12 protein-coding genes are annotated in these 18,092 nt (G+C 45.9%); 10 read left to right on the top strand and 2 right to left on the bottom strand.

Translation table 11 applies throughout. The features are described 5' to 3' along the window. Window positions 1-176: 176 nt before the first annotated feature. The gene (locus EJ063_RS20965; protein ID WP_167469856.1) at window positions 177-326 is read left to right on the top strand and encodes a hypothetical protein; all 150 of its coding nucleotides are present in this window, start codon (window positions 177-179) and stop codon (window positions 324-326) included. Window positions 327-407: 81 nt separating this feature from the next. After that, the gene (locus EJ063_RS02610; RefSeq protein WP_126572447.1) at window positions 408-1,019 is read left to right on the top strand and encodes a LysE family translocator; all 612 of its coding nucleotides are present in this window, start codon (window positions 408-410) and stop codon (window positions 1,017-1,019) included. Window positions 1,020-1,106: 87 nt separating this feature from the next. Here EJ063_RS02610 and EJ063_RS02605 read toward each other — a convergent pair whose 3' ends face one another. After that, on the bottom strand, window positions 1,107-2,438 hold the full coding sequence (locus EJ063_RS02605; protein ID WP_126572446.1) for an MFS transporter: 1,332 nt from the start codon (window positions 2,436-2,438) through the stop codon (window positions 1,107-1,109). Window positions 2,439-2,811: 373 nt separating this feature from the next. On the opposite strand from EJ063_RS02605, the gene EJ063_RS02600 reads away from it, so the two are divergent. From EJ063_RS02600 to copI, 6 genes are all read left to right on the top strand, one after another. Further along, window positions 2,812-4,377, top strand: a complete 1,566-nt coding sequence (locus EJ063_RS02600) for an ABC-F family ATP-binding cassette domain-containing protein (RefSeq protein WP_126572445.1) — start codon at window positions 2,812-2,814, stop codon at window positions 4,375-4,377. 160 nt (window positions 4,378-4,537) lie between these two features. Beyond that, window positions 4,538-4,996 (top strand): hypothetical protein, encoded by a 459-nt coding sequence (locus EJ063_RS02595; RefSeq protein ID WP_126572444.1) that lies wholly within the window; start codon window positions 4,538-4,540, stop codon window positions 4,994-4,996. Window positions 4,997-5,116: 120 nt separating this feature from the next. Further along, window positions 5,117-6,487, top strand: a complete 1,371-nt coding sequence (locus EJ063_RS02590; protein ID WP_126573097.1) for a TolC family protein — start codon at window positions 5,117-5,119, stop codon at window positions 6,485-6,487. Continuing rightward, window positions 6,484-8,220 carry an efflux RND transporter periplasmic adaptor subunit gene (locus EJ063_RS02585; protein WP_126572443.1) on the top strand — a complete coding sequence of 579 codons (1,737 nt, stop codon included), beginning with the start codon at window positions 6,484-6,486 and terminating at the stop codon, window positions 8,218-8,220. The genes EJ063_RS02590 and EJ063_RS02585 overlap by 4 nt, the downstream gene beginning before the upstream one ends. Then, entirely contained in the window at window positions 8,217-11,366 is a 3,150-nt protein-coding gene (locus EJ063_RS02580) for an efflux RND transporter permease subunit (protein ID WP_126572442.1), read from the top strand. The genes EJ063_RS02585 and EJ063_RS02580 overlap by 4 nt, the downstream gene beginning before the upstream one ends. 69 nt (window positions 11,367-11,435) lie before the next feature. Beyond that, complete coding sequence (copI, locus tag EJ063_RS02575) at window positions 11,436-11,975, top strand: copper-resistant cuproprotein CopI (protein ID WP_126572441.1); 540 nt, start codon at window positions 11,436-11,438, stop codon at window positions 11,973-11,975. A gap of 900 nt (window positions 11,976-12,875) precedes the next feature. On the opposite strand, the gene EJ063_RS02570 is transcribed toward copI, so the two are convergent. Then, window positions 12,876-13,430 (bottom strand): winged helix-turn-helix domain-containing protein, encoded by a 555-nt coding sequence (locus EJ063_RS02570; protein ID WP_126572440.1) that lies wholly within the window; start codon window positions 13,428-13,430, stop codon window positions 12,876-12,878. A 617-nt stretch (window positions 13,431-14,047) separates the two neighbouring features. Between EJ063_RS02570 and EJ063_RS02565 the strand changes: the two genes are divergently transcribed. Together EJ063_RS02565 and EJ063_RS02560 are read left to right on the top strand one after the other, a co-directional pair. After that, window positions 14,048-14,425, top strand: a complete 378-nt coding sequence (locus EJ063_RS02565; protein WP_126572439.1) for a hypothetical protein — start codon at window positions 14,048-14,050, stop codon at window positions 14,423-14,425. Continuing rightward, a complete protein-coding gene (locus EJ063_RS02560) occupies window positions 14,422-18,048 on the top strand; it encodes an inverse autotransporter beta domain-containing protein (RefSeq protein WP_126572438.1) in 3,627 nt (1,208 codons plus the stop codon). Before EJ063_RS02565 ends, EJ063_RS02560 begins: the two co-directional genes overlap by 4 nt. Window positions 18,049-18,092: the final 44 nt, after the last annotated feature.

The following is an 18,092-nucleotide window of genomic DNA, read 5'->3' as shown; positions in this document are numbered from 1 at the left end:
GTTGTGCGAGATATGTGTAATTGGGAATGAACAGAGGCTAAAACCTCAACCTAGGTAGAGGTCAACAACAAAATTAATTTTGTCGTTTTTCTGATTTTGCCGTTGACCTCAACTTAACTTGAGGTTCTAAGCTTTTCCCATCAAAACGTTTCCGGTAGAAACAAGGAGAGCACATTATGCAAAACAACTACATCAAGGAATTGGCGACAAAAAGCTACCAAGAAGAGATTCAAAGAGAGTATTACAGCAGTCAAAGAGTCAGTTTCCATACGCCAAGCTTCTTAGTCGGTAGCTTGATGTCCATCCTTTTACTGAATCTATTTTGAATAATTGATAGGAAAGGTTGATTAATTTATAGCCAGTCACCATGTAATGTCTACAAGGAGAATAAGAGTAAGGATAGCTACATGGAATACCTTTTCGCTGTTGCGTTGTTTGCCGTGTCATCGTCGGTGACCCCTGGTCCAAACAATATTATGGTCATGACATCCGGCGTTAACTTTGGCGTTAAGAAGAGCTTACCGCTACTCACGGGCATCTGTGTTGGCTTTACCATCATGCTGTTGCTCGTTGGGATGGGCTTCGCTCAGCTCTTTGAGCTCTTTCCTAGCTTACACTTCGTGATTAAGTGTGTCGGTGTCCTTTATTTACTCTACCTTGCTTGGCTCATTGCCCGTTCGGCAGGGGAGGTGGAATCTAGCCAGCAACAAAAGCCTCTGACCTTTATGAAAGGCGCATTGTTTCAGTGGGTAAATGGTAAAGCTTGGGTGGTTGCAACGGGTGCTATCGCGGCTTTCACCACCGTTGGAGACAGCTTTCTCAGTCAGAATATGATGATTGCCACGACCTTTTTCATCGTATCGTTCCCATGTGTAGGGGTATGGCTGATGTTCGGTTCAGTGCTGAAAAATATCCTCAAGAGCAGTAAGAGTCGAATGGTGTTCAACTACATTATGTCAGGCTTGCTCGTGCTTTCAGTCGTCCCTGTGGTGAATGAAATTGTCGTCCAGTTGGCATAATACTGAGCGCTTAAAAATCGAATCATAAGCAGGAAGGCGAACTTAACCGTTCGCCTTTTTGTTTTTGGGGCCATTTAAACGAGAGACTTAAAAGATGGGTTGCTTCTTATCTTTGACGTAGAAAGCCATACTGATAGCAATAAACAAAAACGCAAAGTAATAAACAAATGATGACAGCGAAGCAATAAAGTCAATGTGCTCGGCGATCTGTTCTTCGGTGTAGTTCTGTGAGAGCAGTTTGTAGTAGTAGGCATACAGCATACCAATCGAACCATAGCCTAAGTTAAACATCAGTCCCTTGAAGCTCAGCACCGTCGCTCGGTTGTGCGATTCGGTTTTTCTATTCAGGTGGTAGCTGATGAAAATGTTCATTGTCATGATGATAAAAATCAGCACCAATGCTGGGATCACGCCATAAATAGACCAACCCAAGCTAATCCAATAGTAGGTTGCTATGCTCGCCAGCCCCATCATCAAGATAAACGGTTTGGGTGCGACAGACTCAGCTAAGCGGCGGCTCTGACCAGCCAGTAGAATCTTTAGCCCGCTTACGCCTGCCCCAATCATGCCGAAGTAAATGATCGGAATGTTAATCGCACTATAGTATTGGCTATTCATGGTCAAAAACATGCGTGATGTGTGCTCAAACAAGCTGTAGTAAAGCAGAATAAACAGTACGTACGGTGTCGACGTGACCCACTTGCCCGTTTCTAAGGTCAACTTTAGGCTCGCCATTGTGGTGGCAAGTTTACCACCATCACTCGGCAAGGTTTTCTTCTCTTCTCTCATGCTGAACGCGGCATACATGGCGACCAAAGCGACTAGCAAAGTGGCGTAAACCGGAATGCGCATGATGTCTTGGGTGGTTTCTGGTTCAGCAAAACCAAGTAAATGGAAGACGTTTGCCATAAAGTTCACATCATACATTGCAGCACCGAGCAGAGTAACAAAGATACCGATACCAGAAGAGAGGCGAAGCTGAATCTGCAAGATACGTGGCCATAAATCTTCTTTGCCCTGATCTTTCAAGGTGTCGTAAGCGAGCGCTTCATCGGCGCCACTGGCCAGTGCCATGGCTAAACCACTCAAGACTCGGTTGATGAGAAATACGAAGAAGACAAGGTCGAGGTTTCCGGTGGGCACAAAGGCGATCATCGCAATTTCAATAAACATTACGATGGATGAAAGTACGACCAATTTCTTGCGCCCCAGAGTGTCAGCAAATGCGCCCGATGGGACTTCGGCAAGTACAATGGTGGCAGCCCAAACCACATTCAGCATGGCGAACTGAGAAAGGGTTAGGCCGTAATCCAAATAGAGTAGCGTGAAAACAGGGTAGTAAAAGCGAGCAAAGTAACTGCTACGAAAAATCAGGAAATTGCGCACATTACCTATTTGAAGGATTTCTTTGAGTGACATGAGTCGTCCAACTCTTTAAATAACATATTCTTATTGTACTTATTCTTGCTAAGGATGAACAAAGTTGTGTTCAGTGGAATATTGTCTAGATAACAAGTTGAATGAATTGTGACCACTCCCCCTTGTTAGCCACAGATGAAAACCGCTATACTCACCGCATCATTTCTTTAGGAGTTTACGCCAATATGAAGCACTAAACCTGTCATCCATACCATCAACTTTATTTGGATTTACAGGGTTAGTAGGCGTAGCTCACTACCAATTCATTGCACCTCAAAGAAACCACCCGACTTGGGTTTGTGTGCATTGATCTATTCGTTGTTTCTTTCATGTGTTGCTACGGCTGTTGTCCCTGTCATACAGGAGGCAATTTATGCCAAAATTTTATGCGAATAACATCAGTTACCAATTCGATAATGGTGACACTCTTTTTGATCACCTAACGTTCTCGATGAACCAAAAGCGAGTTGGAGTTGTCGGTCGAAATGGGGCAGGTAAGTCTGTTCTTGCTTCGATTATCTCAGGCCAAATTCAGCCCAGCAGTGGTTCCATCTCCAAGTTGCATTCTTGCGCCACTTATCATCAGCAGGCAGTCTCTTTTGGTCAGCAGAACATCGCTGAGTTTCTCGGCCAAGCGGATTTGCTCGATGCTCTTAATCACATTGAATCAGGAGATGTTTCTCAACATTGGTTTGATGTGGTTGGTGATAACTGGGATGCAGAGCCACAGCTTAAGAGGGCGTTAATTGAGTTGAACTTGCCGTGTGATCCCTTCATGGACTGCAATCAATTGAGTGGTGGTCAACAAGCTCGGCTTCAGCTTTGGCAGCTATTTTCAGGGGACCATGAGTTGCTGATTCTCGATGAGCCATCAAATCACTTAGATCGAAGAGCTAAACAGTGGCTCAAACACTCTATGCATGAGTTTGGTGGACACATATTACTGATCAGTCATGATCGTGAATTGCTCCGAGAAATGGACGAGATCTGGGAGTTATCGAGCCTTGGCTTACGTGTTTATGGGGGCAACTATGATGACTACCACGCTCGTAAGCAAGCCGAAACACAAGCGCTGGATCGACAGCTAAATCAGGTGGTTAAGCAAACCAAACACCTAGAGATACAGCAACAGAAAAACCGCGAGAAAGCAGAGCAAAGAGCCGCTCAAGGCAATAAGATTCGTAAGGATGGCAGTCAGCCTAAGATGTTATTGGACGGCATGAAAGAGAGTGCGGAAGACAGTGTTTCCAATCGCAATAAAAATACGACCTTACGGCGCAATTTGTTAGACCAAAAGCAGCAAGCCTTGAGCAGTCAACTTGAGCAAATAAAGCCGCAAAAGTTTTATTTATCTCAAGGCTCAGAACAGAAACATCAAGTGCTCAATCTAGAATCGGTTGTGCTGCCATTTGGCATTCAAGCACCCATTGCCTTGCAAGTTCGGGCGAACGATAAAGTGCACTTAACCGGCCTCAATGGCTGCGGAAAATCCACCTTACTGAAAGTTGTTAATGGACAATATTCCCCGTTGAGTGGGCAGCTTCAGATTAACTGTCCGGTCTATTATCTTGACCAGCATTTCAGTGTGGTAATTCATGAGCAGACATTGCTGGATAACCTTATGAATGCCTGTGTGGGTCTCATAGAAAGTGATGCCAGAACGTTGTTGGCAGGAATTGGGTTTCGAAGCGACAAGGTGTTTAAACTCGTACAAACGCTGAGTGGTGGAGAAAAGATGAAGTTGGCGATGTTGATTGTTAGCCATCAAACCGAAAAACCATTGCTGCTGTTAGATGAACCGGATAACCACCTCGATTTGGAGTCGAAAATTCTATTGGCATCGGCCTTATCGGATTATCAGGGAGGCTTCTTATTGGTCTCCCATGATGAGGACTTTGCTTTGGAAGCGGGAATTCAACGAACGTTAGAGCTCGAATAGGGAGTGAAACCAGCGCATTATTGGCGGGCTGAAAAGTTCGCCAATACAGAGCATCTATTGTTCTTAGAGAGGTTAAGGGCTTTGAATATTCGATGGTTTTACGTGTTGACCTTTCCCTAAGGGTAAGGTCTATACTTAAAGCTTCATTAGAAGGTAAGTTATGATTCATTCTCACAAAAACATATGGATTGCAATATTCAGCCTCTTTGCGATGCTGATGTCTAGCTATGTGTCGAGTATGCCAATGATGGCGATGAATAATGCACCTTCTTACTCAATGGCTTCCGATGAACGCGATAGTCATCAGCATCATCATGTGGCTGAGTATCGTGAACTCTCGAGCGACGCCCATTCGGATCACAAGGCTACCAACTGTCATTCAGAGAGTCACCCAACGGTCGATTTGGCTGCTCACAACGTAATGGAAAGTAGTCACTGTAGTGATTCCAGCTCTAGTGTCGACACCTGTTGCATCTCCGTTTGTTCAAGTACCTCTTATCCTACGAGCGATGTTGATGCGCCGCATTCCCTTTCGTTTTCGTTAGCCTTACATCAATCCGATACGATTGGTGCCCCTGTTACACGTATTCAAACCTTACTTCGCCCGCCCTCAGCTTAATTCAATACCCTCATTGTTAGCTCTCAAACCCTGATCAGGACAGATCTGCGTTTGAGGTGTGTCCATATCTTTTATTCGTGGATAAACATCGTGAATATTGAATTAAACGGGCTTGGTCTCATGAAAACCTTGCCTTTGAGTATTGCAGCTATTGTTTCTGCAATGCCTCTAATCTCGTACGCAGAAGATCAAGTTTCTGTGACCACTGCTGCGGCATCAACCAAGCAGCTAAATGCGTTGATTGAGTTGGCGCTAGACAGTGACACCAGCCGTGCACAATACGCTGCGCAATCCCAAGCTATGCGTCAGCGAGGGGCAGCGAGTGCAACCTTAATGGATCCCAAGATCAAAGTGGGTTTCGGTGGCTTACCGACCGACTCGTTCAAGTTGGATGAAGACCCAATGACCAACTTGTCGGTGGGTTTGATGCAGCAGTTTGAGCGTGGTTCGACTTTGGCATTGAATCAGCGCAAAGCCAACCAACAGGCTGATGGTGTGTCCTATCAAATCCAAGTGCGAGAACGTGACGTTGCTAATGCCATCACTCAGCAATGGTTGGAGCTCGGCTACCTTCGCTATGCGGCAAGTGTCATTCAAGACAATCAACGTCTAATGACAGAGATGGAGCGATATGCTCAAACCAACTATTCGATTGGTAAGAGTGAAGCGCAAGACTTGCTGAACGTTCAATTGCAGCGCAATAAGCTGGATGAAAAGTATCAGTCCAATCAACAAATGCAGCATCGAGCTAAGGCGCAATTGTCTGAATGGCTCGGTTCACAATGGCTCGACTCAAACCCAGATATTGATGCCAGCTATCAGCTTAGTTGGTCGCATCTAGACGGCATTTTGCAATCGAACGATGGCTCACAACAGTTCTATACCTTGTTGAATCAGCATCCAATGGCTCAAATCGCTGAGTCCAATATTGCCGCGAGTCGTACTCAGGTCGAAGTCGCTGAGCAAGCGTACACGCCTCAAGTTGGTGTAGAAGTGATGTACGCCCATCGTCAAGCGAACAACATGATGGGAGAACCGGCTTCGGATTTGTTGAGTGCGTATCTAACGATGGACATCCCCCTGTTCACCGATAACCGCCAAGATAAAAATGTCTCGGCAGCTCAATATCAAGTGGGCGCAGCACAGTATCAAAAAGACACCTTACTCGCTCAGATGAATGCGCAGGTTAATGCCCTGATGATCGACAGAACGAACCTAAAGGAACGTATTGAACGTTATCAGCTGCGGTTGCTACCTCAAATGACAGCACGTATTGAAGCAGTTGAACGTGGCTATCAAAACAACACTGCGCAGTTTGGCGATGTGATCACCGCATCGACTGACGAACTGGCACTAAAAGTCGAACTCGCACGCCTTATCACCGATCTAAATCAGACCAACAGCAAGCTTGCATCTCTGCTTGGAGGGTTTGAATACCAAGTATCGGCTCCTTCCGCTCAATACAACAAGAATAAAGGGAATTCAAAATGAGTACATTTAAAGTCGCGGCTGTTGCGTTAATCGTTGGTGCTGTCATGGGTGGTGGAATCGTTGGATTTGGGGCAAACCATTATCTTGCTGATATGAACCATTCGATGCCTCTAACCAATGACGGAGTAGCCAGTGACGCTCCAGCCAGTGATGAACCATTGTATTGGGTCGCTCCCATGGACCCCAATTATCAGCGAGATAAACCGGGCAAATCACCAATGGGGATGGACCTTATCCCAGTCTATGCCGATGACTTAAATGGCGCCAATGACAAACCCGGAACCGTAAGAATTGACCCTGCTGTTGAAAATAACCTTGGGGTGAAAACAGCCATGGCGGAACATGCGGTGCTTTCTCCTCGAATTGAAACCGTGGGTTACGTTGCCTTTGATGAAAGCCAGTTGTGGCAAACCAACGTGCGAGTATCGGGTTGGGTAGAAAAGCTCTACATCAATGCAGTAGGTGAAAAGGTTAAACAGGGCGAAGTGCTTTTCACGCTTTACTCGCCTGAATTGGTTAAAGCGCAAGAAGAGCTGATCAGTGCCTACAAAACCAAACGACAAGGGATGATCAAAGGCGCAACGGATCGATTACTGACATTAGGTGTCGATCGTAGCCAAATTAAAGCCATTGCACGTTCGGGGAAAGCGTCTCAAACGATTGAGGTCAAAGCACCAGCTGATGGTGTGATTGCTAGCTTGAACATTCGTGAAGGTGGCTACCTATCGCCAGCACAAGCGGTGATCAGTGCGGGGCCGTTGGATGAAGTATGGGTCGATGCGGAAGTGTTTGAGCGTCAATCTCACTGGATCAAACAAGGCAGCCAAGCATCAATGACCTTGGATGCGCTACCTGGTGGCGAATGGAAAGGGGAAGTGGACTACGTTTACCCGATTTTAGATCCCAATACGCGAACATTGCGTGTCCGTTTACGTTTTGAAAACCCACAAGGTCAACTTAAACCGAATATGTTCGCCAACGTTTCGCTGAACCCCGTTACTAGCGACCAAGTGCTGACGATTCCTCGCTCTGCGGTGATTCGTTCCGGTGGCATGACTCGCGTTGTCTTGGCGGAAGGTGAAGGCAAATATCGCTCTGCTCGCATCGAAGTTGGCCGAGAAGCCGCTGACAAAATCGAAGTGCTTCAGGGGCTTTCTGATGGGCAGAAAGTGGTGACTTCTGCGCACTTTATGTTGGACTCTGAATCGAGCCAATCGGCTGACCTATCACGAATCAATGGTGTTGAAGCGCCAACAGAAACCGCGTGGGCAACAGGCGAGATCACCGATGTGATGGCTGACCACCGCATGCTCACTATCAATCACCAGCCAGTTCCAGAATGGGAGTGGCCTGGAATGGTGATGAACTTTAACGTCGCCGAAGAGGTTGCGTTTGATTCGCTTAAGCAAGGACAGTTGATTGAGTTCGAAATGCAAAAGTCAGACTCTGGTCAGTATGAAATTGTCGATTACAAAGTCAGTGAATCTCAGATAGAAGCAACGGTGTGGGTGGAAGGTGATATCACCATGCTGATGGCTGATTTCGGCATGATTACCTTGCAACATCAAGCTGTCACGGAGTGGAACTGGTCAGCGGGAGAAATGAACTTCTCTGTAGGTGATGAGGTGAGTCTTAGCGACTTTGTAGAAGGACAGAGTGTTCGTTTTCTTGTTGAGAAGCAAGGGTCGGAATACCTGTTGAAGCAACTAGAGCAGAGTGAGGCGAGCCAATGATCAATGCCATTATTCGTTGGTCGATCAGTAACCGATTTTTGGTGCTGCTTGCCACCTTTGCGCTCATCTTTGGTGGGCTTTACAGTGTAAAAAACACGCCTGTTGATGCGATCCCTGACTTGTCAGATGTTCAGGTGATCATCAAAACCAGCTATCCGGGCCAAGCTCCTCAAGTGGTGGAAGATCAAGTGACCTATCCGCTCACCACTGCCATGCTTGCGGTTCCGGGAGCAGAAACGGTGCGTGGTTACTCGTTCTTTGGCGATTCGTACGTTTACATCATTTTTAACGATGATACCGACATGTACTGGGCACGTTCGAGGGTGTTGGAATATTTGAGCCAAGTCGCACCAAAACTGCCTTCGAGCGCCAAACCAACGTTAGGCCCAGATGCAACCGGCGTGGGCTGGGTTTACAGCTATGTGTTGCAAGATAAGACCGGACAACATGATTTAGCCGAGCTACGCAGCTTGCAAGATTGGTTCTTAAAGTATGAGCTGCAAACTGTCGCAGGCGTTTCAGAAGTGGCGACTGTTGGCGGTATGGTGAAGCAATATCAAGTGCAAATTGATCCTGCCAAGCTGCGCGCTTATGACCTGACCTTGCAGCAAGTCAACATGGCTATCCAAAATGGTAACCAAGAGAGCGGTGCATCGGTGGTCGAAGTAGCCGAGGCCGAACACATGGTGCGCACAACGGGTTATCTCTCAGGTATTGAAGATATTCAAGCACTGCCTTTGAAGGTGACTAAGCAGGGAACGCCATTGTTATTGGGTGACATTGCCGACATTAACCTTGGCCCGCAGATGAGGCGTGGTATCTCTGAGCTGAATGGTGAAGGCGAAGCGGTCGGTGGTGTTATCGTCATGCGCTTTGGTGAAAACGCCAGTGAGGTGATTGCCAAGGTCAAAGATAAGCTTGCAGACCTTCAGCGTAGTTTGCCTGATGGCGTTGAGATTGTGGCAACCTACGATCGCTCCACTCTGATTGATTCGGCGGTAGAAAACCTTTGGAAGAAACTGGCGGAAGAGTTCATTGTTGTTGCGATTGTCTGTGCGTTGTTCTTGTTCCACATTCGTTCTTCATTGGTTATTGCTCTGAGTTTACCAGTCGGGATTCTATCGGCGTTTATCATCATGCATTGGCAAGGTATCAATGCCAATATCATGTCTTTAGGTGGTATTGCAATTGCGATTGGCGCAATGGTGGACGGGGCGATCGTTATGATCGAGAACGTTCACAAGCACATCGAACGAACGCCTCTCAACGACAAGAACCGCTGGCAAGTGATAGGTGATGCCGCGCAGGAGGTAGGAGCGCCACTGTTCTTCTCATTACTGATCATTACATTAAGCTTTGTTCCCGTGTTTGCACTAGAAGGGCAAGAAGGGAAGATGTTCTCGCCTCTTGCGTTTACTAAGACGTATGCGATGGCGGCATCGGCGGGTCTTGCGATCACCTTAGTGCCAGTATTGATGGGTTACTTCATTCGTGGCCGAGTGTTACCCGAGCACAAGAACCCAATCAACAAAGGTCTTGTTGCACTCTACAAGCCGCTACTCAACATCAGTCTAAAGCACCCTAAGAGTATGATCGTATTAGCGATGACCTTGATGGGATCGGCGTACTACCCAACAACAAAATTGGGCAGTGAATTTATCCCGCCGTTGGATGAAGGCGACCTGATGTATATGCCGACCACTTACCCCGGTATTTCGATAGGTAAAGCGCGTGAACTGCTGCAACAAACCAACAAGCTGATCATGACGGTGCCAGAAGTAGAAACTGCATGGGGCAAAATTGGTCGTGCAGAAACCGCAACCGATCCTGCGCCGCTGACCATGATTGAAACCGTCATTCAGCTTAAACCAAGAGAAGAGTGGCGTGACGGTGTGACGACAGAATCCCTTCGCAAAGAGTTTGACGACTTGGTTCAGTTCCCCGGTTTAACCAATGCGTGGGTCATGCCGATCAAAACTCGCATCGACATGCTCGCAACCGGTATCAAAACGCCAATCGGCATCAAGATAGCTGGGCCGGATCTTAAAGTGATCGAACAAATCGGCTCTGAGCTAGAACCTGTCCTTAATGGTATTTCAGGTACAGCTTCTGTCTATGCCGAGCGCGTGGCTGGTGGACGTTACGTTACCATTGATATCAATCGCAGAGCCGCTGCTCGTTATGGCCTGAGCATTAAAGAAGTTCAGCAAGTGGTGTCGACCGCAGTAGGTGGGATGAACGTGGGTGAAACTATTGAAGGTTTGGAGCGTTACCCGATTAATGTTCGCTACCCGCAAGATTACCGCGACTCAGTGGTTAAGCTACAAAACCTACCGTTGGTGACGCCAAATGGTGCTCGTATTGCGTTAGCCGATGTCGCCGACATTCGTTATGAAGATGGTCCACCGATGATCAAAACAGAGAATGCACGCCCGAACGGCTGGGTGTTCGTTGACATTGAAGGACGAGATCTCGGCTCTTACGTTGAAGAAGCAAAACGCACGGTTGCTCAAGAGCTGAACTTACCTGCTGGGTACTCTCTCGCGTGGTCTGGGCAATATGAATATATGGAGCGAGCTAAAGAGCGCTTGGGTGTGGTCGTTCCGATTACGATTGCCATTATCATGTTACTGCTCTATTTCAGCTTCCGCCGAGTGGGTGAAGTGATGATCATCATGCTGACTTTACCCCTTGCCATGGTTGGCGGGCTCTGGTTGATGCATTTCTTAGGCTACAACTTCTCTATTGCCGTTGGGGTAGGCTTTATTGCGCTTGCTGGTGTTGCGGTTGAGATTGGCGTGATCATGTTGGTCTACCTCAACCAAGCGTGGCACTACACCAAACTCGATGCGCAAGAAAAAGGGCTCCCATTAAATCAACAAGACCTCAGTGATTCGATTCGTGAAGGTGCAGGGCTTCGAGTTCGACCAGTCATGATGACGGTACTCACGGTCATCATCGGCCTTATTCCAATTATGTATGGCGAGGGGACGGGCTCCGAAGTCATGCAGCGTATTGCCGCGCCGATGATTGGTGGTATGGCGTCAGCTCTGCTTCTGACTTTGCTTGTGCTGCCTGCCATCTTCAAATTATGGAAACAGCGTGAGCTCAAAGCGCTCGCACAGAAACTAACCTCAAACTCTTAAATCAATACCAATGGGTAGCGGTCGCCGTTACCCAAACTAAGCCTATTAAAGGCGAGAAGGAAAACAAAAATGAAAAAGACAGTATTATCCGTTTTATTATCAGTAGCAGTCACCCCTGTATGGGCACAAATGGACCACTCGCAGATGGATCATGGCTCGATGAAGCACGGTGAAATGGACCATAGCAAAATGGATCACAGCAATATGGACCATTCAATGATGAACATGGAAGGGATGTCAGACGTAGGTATGCCGGCGAAAGGGGCGAAACCAGATAAAGTTGTCCACGTTTTGCTGACCGATGACATGAAGGTTCAGTTTAAGAAGCCAGTCACCATCGAGCCAAATGATGTCGTTCAATTTGTGGTAATGAACGTGGGTAAAATTGATCACGAGTTCACGATTGGCTCCGCTAAGGAGCAGTTAGAGCACCGAGAAATGATGAAGAATATGGGCCATCATGAACATGATTCAGGCAATGCTGTAACCGTTAAACCCGGTAAAGCAAAGCAACTGCTGTGGCACTTCCACGGCGACAATAATGTTGAGTTTGCCTGCAATATTCCAGGCCATGCTGAAGCGGGTATGGTGAAGAAAATCGAATTGTAGTGATATCGAAGAGGTGGCTGATGCTGCCTCTTTTTTGCCTAAATTTTTCGACGAAGCTCACCGCTAGGCCTAGGCGTTGAAGGCAAGTCCCTTATTTGAGGCAACGGAATCGATAGAGCAAGACTTAGAGAGTGATATTTTGAAATAAACTAAAAAGGAGGGCCTAAGAGGTGGTCAACAAACAGTGTGTAAAACTACCTTTTCATAATGTGCTCCATGTACAAGCCCATCTAGCGATCAGGTGTTTACACTTTGTTCGTTCTATGTCGAGGTTATTATATAAATTATGTCTCTCTATTTGTCTGCTCGGCCTAGCCTCTTTACCATAAGAATTACGACCATCTTTAATCATTGGCTTGGGAGAAAGGGTGCGAAAATGTGACCAAGAGCTGTACAGAGTCGTTAATGTATGTTGCTAGCAGGCATTCGTATAGCTTTTGTCATTAATTAGGCTCTATAAGCCCTAACTTCCCTTTGAGGTCGGCCGTATAGACGTTGTGCTCCGGAAACTTCTCAAAGATAGTCAATTGGTTATCGGTTCGTTTCACAAAGTAAAATAGTGTATTGAAATCTTTAACTGAATAGTTGTAGTCGTCAATGTCGGCAGTACTGGCGGTTAATGGCCCCCCAATCCTTTCTCGGTCCCAGATGAGAAAAATGAGCTGATTACCGAATAATAACTGCCTTGCGGATATCCTCCATAGGGCAACCGTATTCTCTGTATGAGATTCTTCTGTGTGCAAAACGCTAACTTTCCCAACTCGACAACTTAAGTCAATTTGATTTGTTGGTGAGTGCGTTATCTTGAGTTGATATGAGCAAAAAAGAGAATTGACAAAGCCATAAAGAACAATCAAGAGAGAGAGACAAAAAGTTAACAGGATGCCTGTTATTATTGATTTACTTAAGGTTGATTTCATAGATTATCCCTCCAATTTGACAGACTTCCTTTTCGTCTTGCTTGTTGCACGATACATAAACCCAACTGCCTAAAGTATTAACCCATAATAGTATTAGGCCTCCTGCCATTAGAATGATGCCAATATTAAAGAGTGTTCGCTTTATATTGATTGCTCGTAAGTGGGTGGCGGATGCTTCTAAGGACAAATCATTGGGTGTCGCTATCGTCTCAGAGCTTACGGAAGAAAACTCTATTTTGTAGCCAACTCTCGGGGTGTTGATGATATCAGCATTGGCAATTTTGAGTATTTTTCTGAGCCGAGAAATTGCAACGGGTAGTGAGTTTTCACTTAGGTGCTCGGATCGTCCCCAACCCGCTTCAAGAAGTGTAGCTTTTGAGACAGTCTCTCTTTGTTCAAGTAGACACTGAAGTACTCGGCTTTCGGGATGGGATATTGAAAACTGATGTGTTGTATTTTGAAAGTAAACGATGGGCGAGGATTTTGTCCTATCTATTTTTAAGAATTCGTCTTCATAGTGATTCTGCTGATCCATTGAAAATCCTATTGGTTAATAACGTCACATTTTCTTTCATCGCTCAATATTAAGCTTAAATATTCGAGCCATTTTGCATTTTACTTTTATTTGAAGGCCGCCCTTTCAAGAAGGAAGACTGTCGAACTTCTGGGATCTTGCATGAAATCGCGTGACGATAAAGTTCTTTATTTATATGCAACTGGATAATTTCCAGTTAAGTTATTGAAAATAAATGGGTTATAATTATATTAATTATTATTAACCTTATCATTATTTAGTATAAACAAACATTGCTTAATGGCTCAACCTCATTATTTTTGATGAAATTTTCATAAAGACAATCAGAGGTACTTTTATGAAAATTCAGCAGCCCCCCTTGCTAGACTTGGGTTCCCCTTGTTCTCCTCCTTCAACAGCAACTCACAAGAAAGAAGTCATTGTGTGTTCAAGTTACGAATCCTTTTATGACTTATGTGAAAACAATCTTGTAGAGGGTAAGGATGTGCATTGCGTTTTCAGAATGACACGGAATGAATGCTCCTACCTTAAAGATCTATTGGTTGAAAAAGGTGGGGTCAACATGACGGTGTCCAAATCACTGTTAAAAGCGAATATCCCTTTTTTGAGGGGTGACTATGTTTGATATCTACGTAGGCAGCGTAGGGAATCTTCATAAGGCCGTTCAAGCAGTCGAGCAACGTAATATTTTTTGTCTCTTCGAGTTTAACGCACGAGAGCTTTTTATTTTTGGTGCTCTCGCACATAGAAAAGTCAATCATTTAAGTGTTGCTCTTTCTGGGCGTTCTGCCATGGAAAAAAAGGAGGTGGCTATGTCCTCAAATCCTTTATCCAAAGGTAGTCGTCTCGAAGTGATGTGTGCAGAAGAGCTTATCTCGACTGATTTAATTAAACGCTTTGGTTGGTCGGCAGGTGGTCGAATTAAGAGCTCGTTAATGTGTTGCAGAACTCCGATTGTCCACAGGCAAACAAGAAAGAAGATAGCTAAGTTATGAATGTACAAATAAAACGATACAGTGCGCTATTAATGCTGTTTAGTGTTCCTTTTAACACAATCGCTAACTCTCATCTTCAGTATGAACTTTATAATGAGTATGACTTTCGAACCAGCAGTGAGCTACCTCACTTGTTTTCTCAAGCCAGTGATGGTGAGTATGTGCATCTTTACTACGGCTCGTCCGTACCAAGAGAGGATTTCATTAATGAGATTTCTCAGGACATTAAGGAAAGCCACGTTTTTCTTTGGTTTGACCGAGCGTTTGATAATTATCGGTTAATGATGAAAGTTCCCTTAGGGGCGGATAAGTATGCCTTTTTGGAGAAAGCACGCCAGTATGTGCCGGATGCATACCTTTGGTCTTGGGTTGGCCATGGTGACGCGCAAAAAGTCGCTGCTCTAGCAGATTTTCAACCAGTCCAAAACGCGGAACAGAGCAATGGTCAAGGAGAGGGATTACCCTCACTTGGACGTGATGGTGACGTTGCCTCCCATGACTCAGTTTCTCTGGTGATCGCTTCTGAACTCGCTAGCGCTGGTCAAGCACTTAATGAGGGGAAGCCTTCGGACTTCTCCGATAGCGTCATATCAAAAGTACAAAACTACGCCAATCAGCAATTGGAAAGCACAGTAACCGATTGGTTGTCTCCTTATGGAACGATTGAGTTCTCAACAGATTTACTCAATAACCTTAAAGGCCCTTCTGCTTCATTAAATGCACTGATACCGCTTTATGATTCAGGGTCACAGCTGTTGTTTACTCAGTTTGGTTATCAAGCGAACGGCGAAAATACCTTTTCTGGACGTGATTTCATGAATGTTGGTTTGGGGACTCGCTACACCACTGATGACTATCTTGTGGGGATGAATGCCTTCTTTGACCGTGATGTAACACGCTCACACCAACGAGCTAGTACGGGTGTGGAGTTTTTTTCCAACTATTTAAAGTTAACAGGGAATTACTATTTCCCACTATCAGATTGGAAGGACTCGCCTGATTTTGATTACTACGAAGAGAAAGCGGCTAGAGGCTTTGATTTAGATGCAACGGGTTACCTCCCTTCCTACTCGCATCTAGGTGCCTCTGTCACCTATGAACAATATTTTGGTAATGAAGTGGATATTTTGGGGAACAAGAATAGGCAGTCAGACCCATATGCAGGCTCGCTGAGTCTTAATTATACGCCTATACCTCTTCTGACTTTTCAGACAGCTGTCACTAAAGCAAAAGGTGATAATCCATTATTGAGTGCGGGTGTTGATGTGACGTACCGATTTGGTGTTCCGTGGGAAAAGCAAGTATCTCCAAGTTATGTGGATATTACTCGTCAAATTGATGGTCAACGAGATGACTTAGTGAAGCGAAACAATAACATAGTTTTAGAATATCGTGAGAAATCAGTATTAACCGCAGAGCTCAGTGATCAGAGTGTCTTAACACTGAATGCTGGTCACGATTATCAACCTCTTGTGCTGGGGGTGGCCATTAACGGTGATAAAGCGCTCATTCCGAGCGAGCGCGTCCGAGGACAAAATATGGGGCTAAGAAGTCTCCCTGTATCTGGTGATTATCAAGTGGAGTGGACATTACATCCTGCACTTCTGGTATCACAGCCGCTTAAGGACTTACAGTCGTTTGAGGTTCTGACACCGCCAATCCCTGGCAAATATGAATATCAAGTAACTGTGACTCATAAAAGCAGTGGGAAGTCACAGACTATAGCGGGTGCAGTGACGGTGGAAGCTGATCCAGCTCTAGGTTTGACACACTTTGCTCCTGTGACTACGGTGGACATGAGTCAAAGTTCGTCAAGTTTTGAGGTGAGGGAAATTGTTGAGAGCCCCGAGTTGAGTGCTGCGATTCAGCGTTATGCCATACAAGCTGGTGTAAAGGTAGCGCCAATGTTAAAGCAGAATACAGACAAGCTGGACAAGACGTGGACCGATCCAAAGATTTCGCTTACTACTAAGAATGGAAGGGCTCTGTCCTCTGTGCTGACACTCACGGGTGAGCCAGTGATAGCGATGGTATATCCTTTTACTTTTGGTGAGTTGGCTTTTCCTTTAGTCATTGACGAAAGCAGTATCGATTCAGACGGGGATGGCATTTCGGACAAAGATGAAATTTCGAATGGTACCAACCCATTAGATCCTAACGACCCCGTGATGGGCGGAAATAACGACAGCGATGGTGATGGTCTTGTGGACGGGGTAGACCCAGATCGTGATGGTGACGGTGTAGTAAATGACGATGATATTGATCCAGCTGACCCGAACTCGGATTCAGATGGGGATGGCATTTCGGACAAAGATGAAACTTCGAATGGTACCAACCCACTCGACCCGAATGACCCCGTCATGGGCGGAAATAATGACAGTGATGGTGACGGCATTGTAGATGGTGTAGACCCAGATCGCGATGGTGACGGTGTAGCAAATGACGATGATATTGATCCAGATGACCCGAACTCGGATTCGGATGGGGATGGTATTTCGGACAAAGATGAAACTGCAAATGGCACGAACCCACTAGATCCGAACGACCCCGTGATGGGCGGAAATAACGACAGCGATGGTGACGGCATTGTGGATGGGATAGACCCTGATCGTGATGGTGACGGTGTAGCGAATGGCGATGATATCGACCCAGATGATCCGAACTCAGATTCAGATGGGGATGGTATATCAGACAAGGACGAAACAGCGAATGGTTCCAATCCACTTGACCCGAATGACCCAATTGCTCCATTGAATATTGGTGCTAATACCACAATTATAGTGGGCGCAACCCATACTGGCTTAGTGAGTCATGGTAACGGCGGTTCAATTACTTACCAAACAAGTGATGCGACGATTGCTTCTGTAGATTCAAATGGCCTAGTCACTGCTCTTAAGGCAGGTAACACGACTATCACGGGGACTCAAGTTATTAACGGGATTTTGCCAGCGCAAACGGCGAGCTACACGTTAACGGTAACGCCTCCGTTTAATGCATTAACGATTGCAGGGGATATTACTAAGAAATACGGTGATGCAAGCTTCACTCAAAAGGCAAGCGGTGGTAATGGAGGTACGGTGACGTACAGCTCTTCAACCCCTGGGATTGCAACGGTAAACAGCACGACAGGTGAAGTAAGCATTGTGGGTGCAGGTTCTGTGGTCATTACTGCGACTGAGGCTGCTTCTGCAGATTTTGCGAGCCAAGCAACAAGCTACACTGTGACAGTTGATTTGCCAACCATAATAAGTGGTGGTATGACTTGGCTGCCAGCTTTACCAGTGAACGTTTACAACTCCTTAGGCATTAGCCCTGATTTGAACTCTACTGACCACGGTGTGTCAATAGGCCGTTTTTATCATGGAAACGCAGTGGCAATGTGTGAAAAACTCAATGTCAATGGTCTTAATAATTGGCGATTACCATCTACCAATGAACTCCTCAACTTACATAGTAGAGAAGGTGATTTATCGAGTAGAGATGGCTGGCCTGTTAGCCTCCGGTACTGGTCAGCGACGCTAGGTAGCTCTGGTTACCGCGAGAATGCGCACCTTGGAATTGGCTACTCCCACAGTAACGACATCTCAAACACAGTTCTCTTCGCATCTTGCGTGTCAGGATAACCAACGTGTAATACCATGTGAGCGCCAGGATTTATACTTGGCGC

It is taken from the genome of Vibrio aquaticus (assembly GCF_003970385.1).
GTDB classification, from domain to species: Bacteria; Pseudomonadota; Gammaproteobacteria; order Enterobacterales; family Vibrionaceae; genus Vibrio; species Vibrio aquaticus.
The sequence above is the reverse complement of the archived record's forward strand: the minus strand, read 5'-3'. Positions and strand labels throughout refer to the sequence as shown.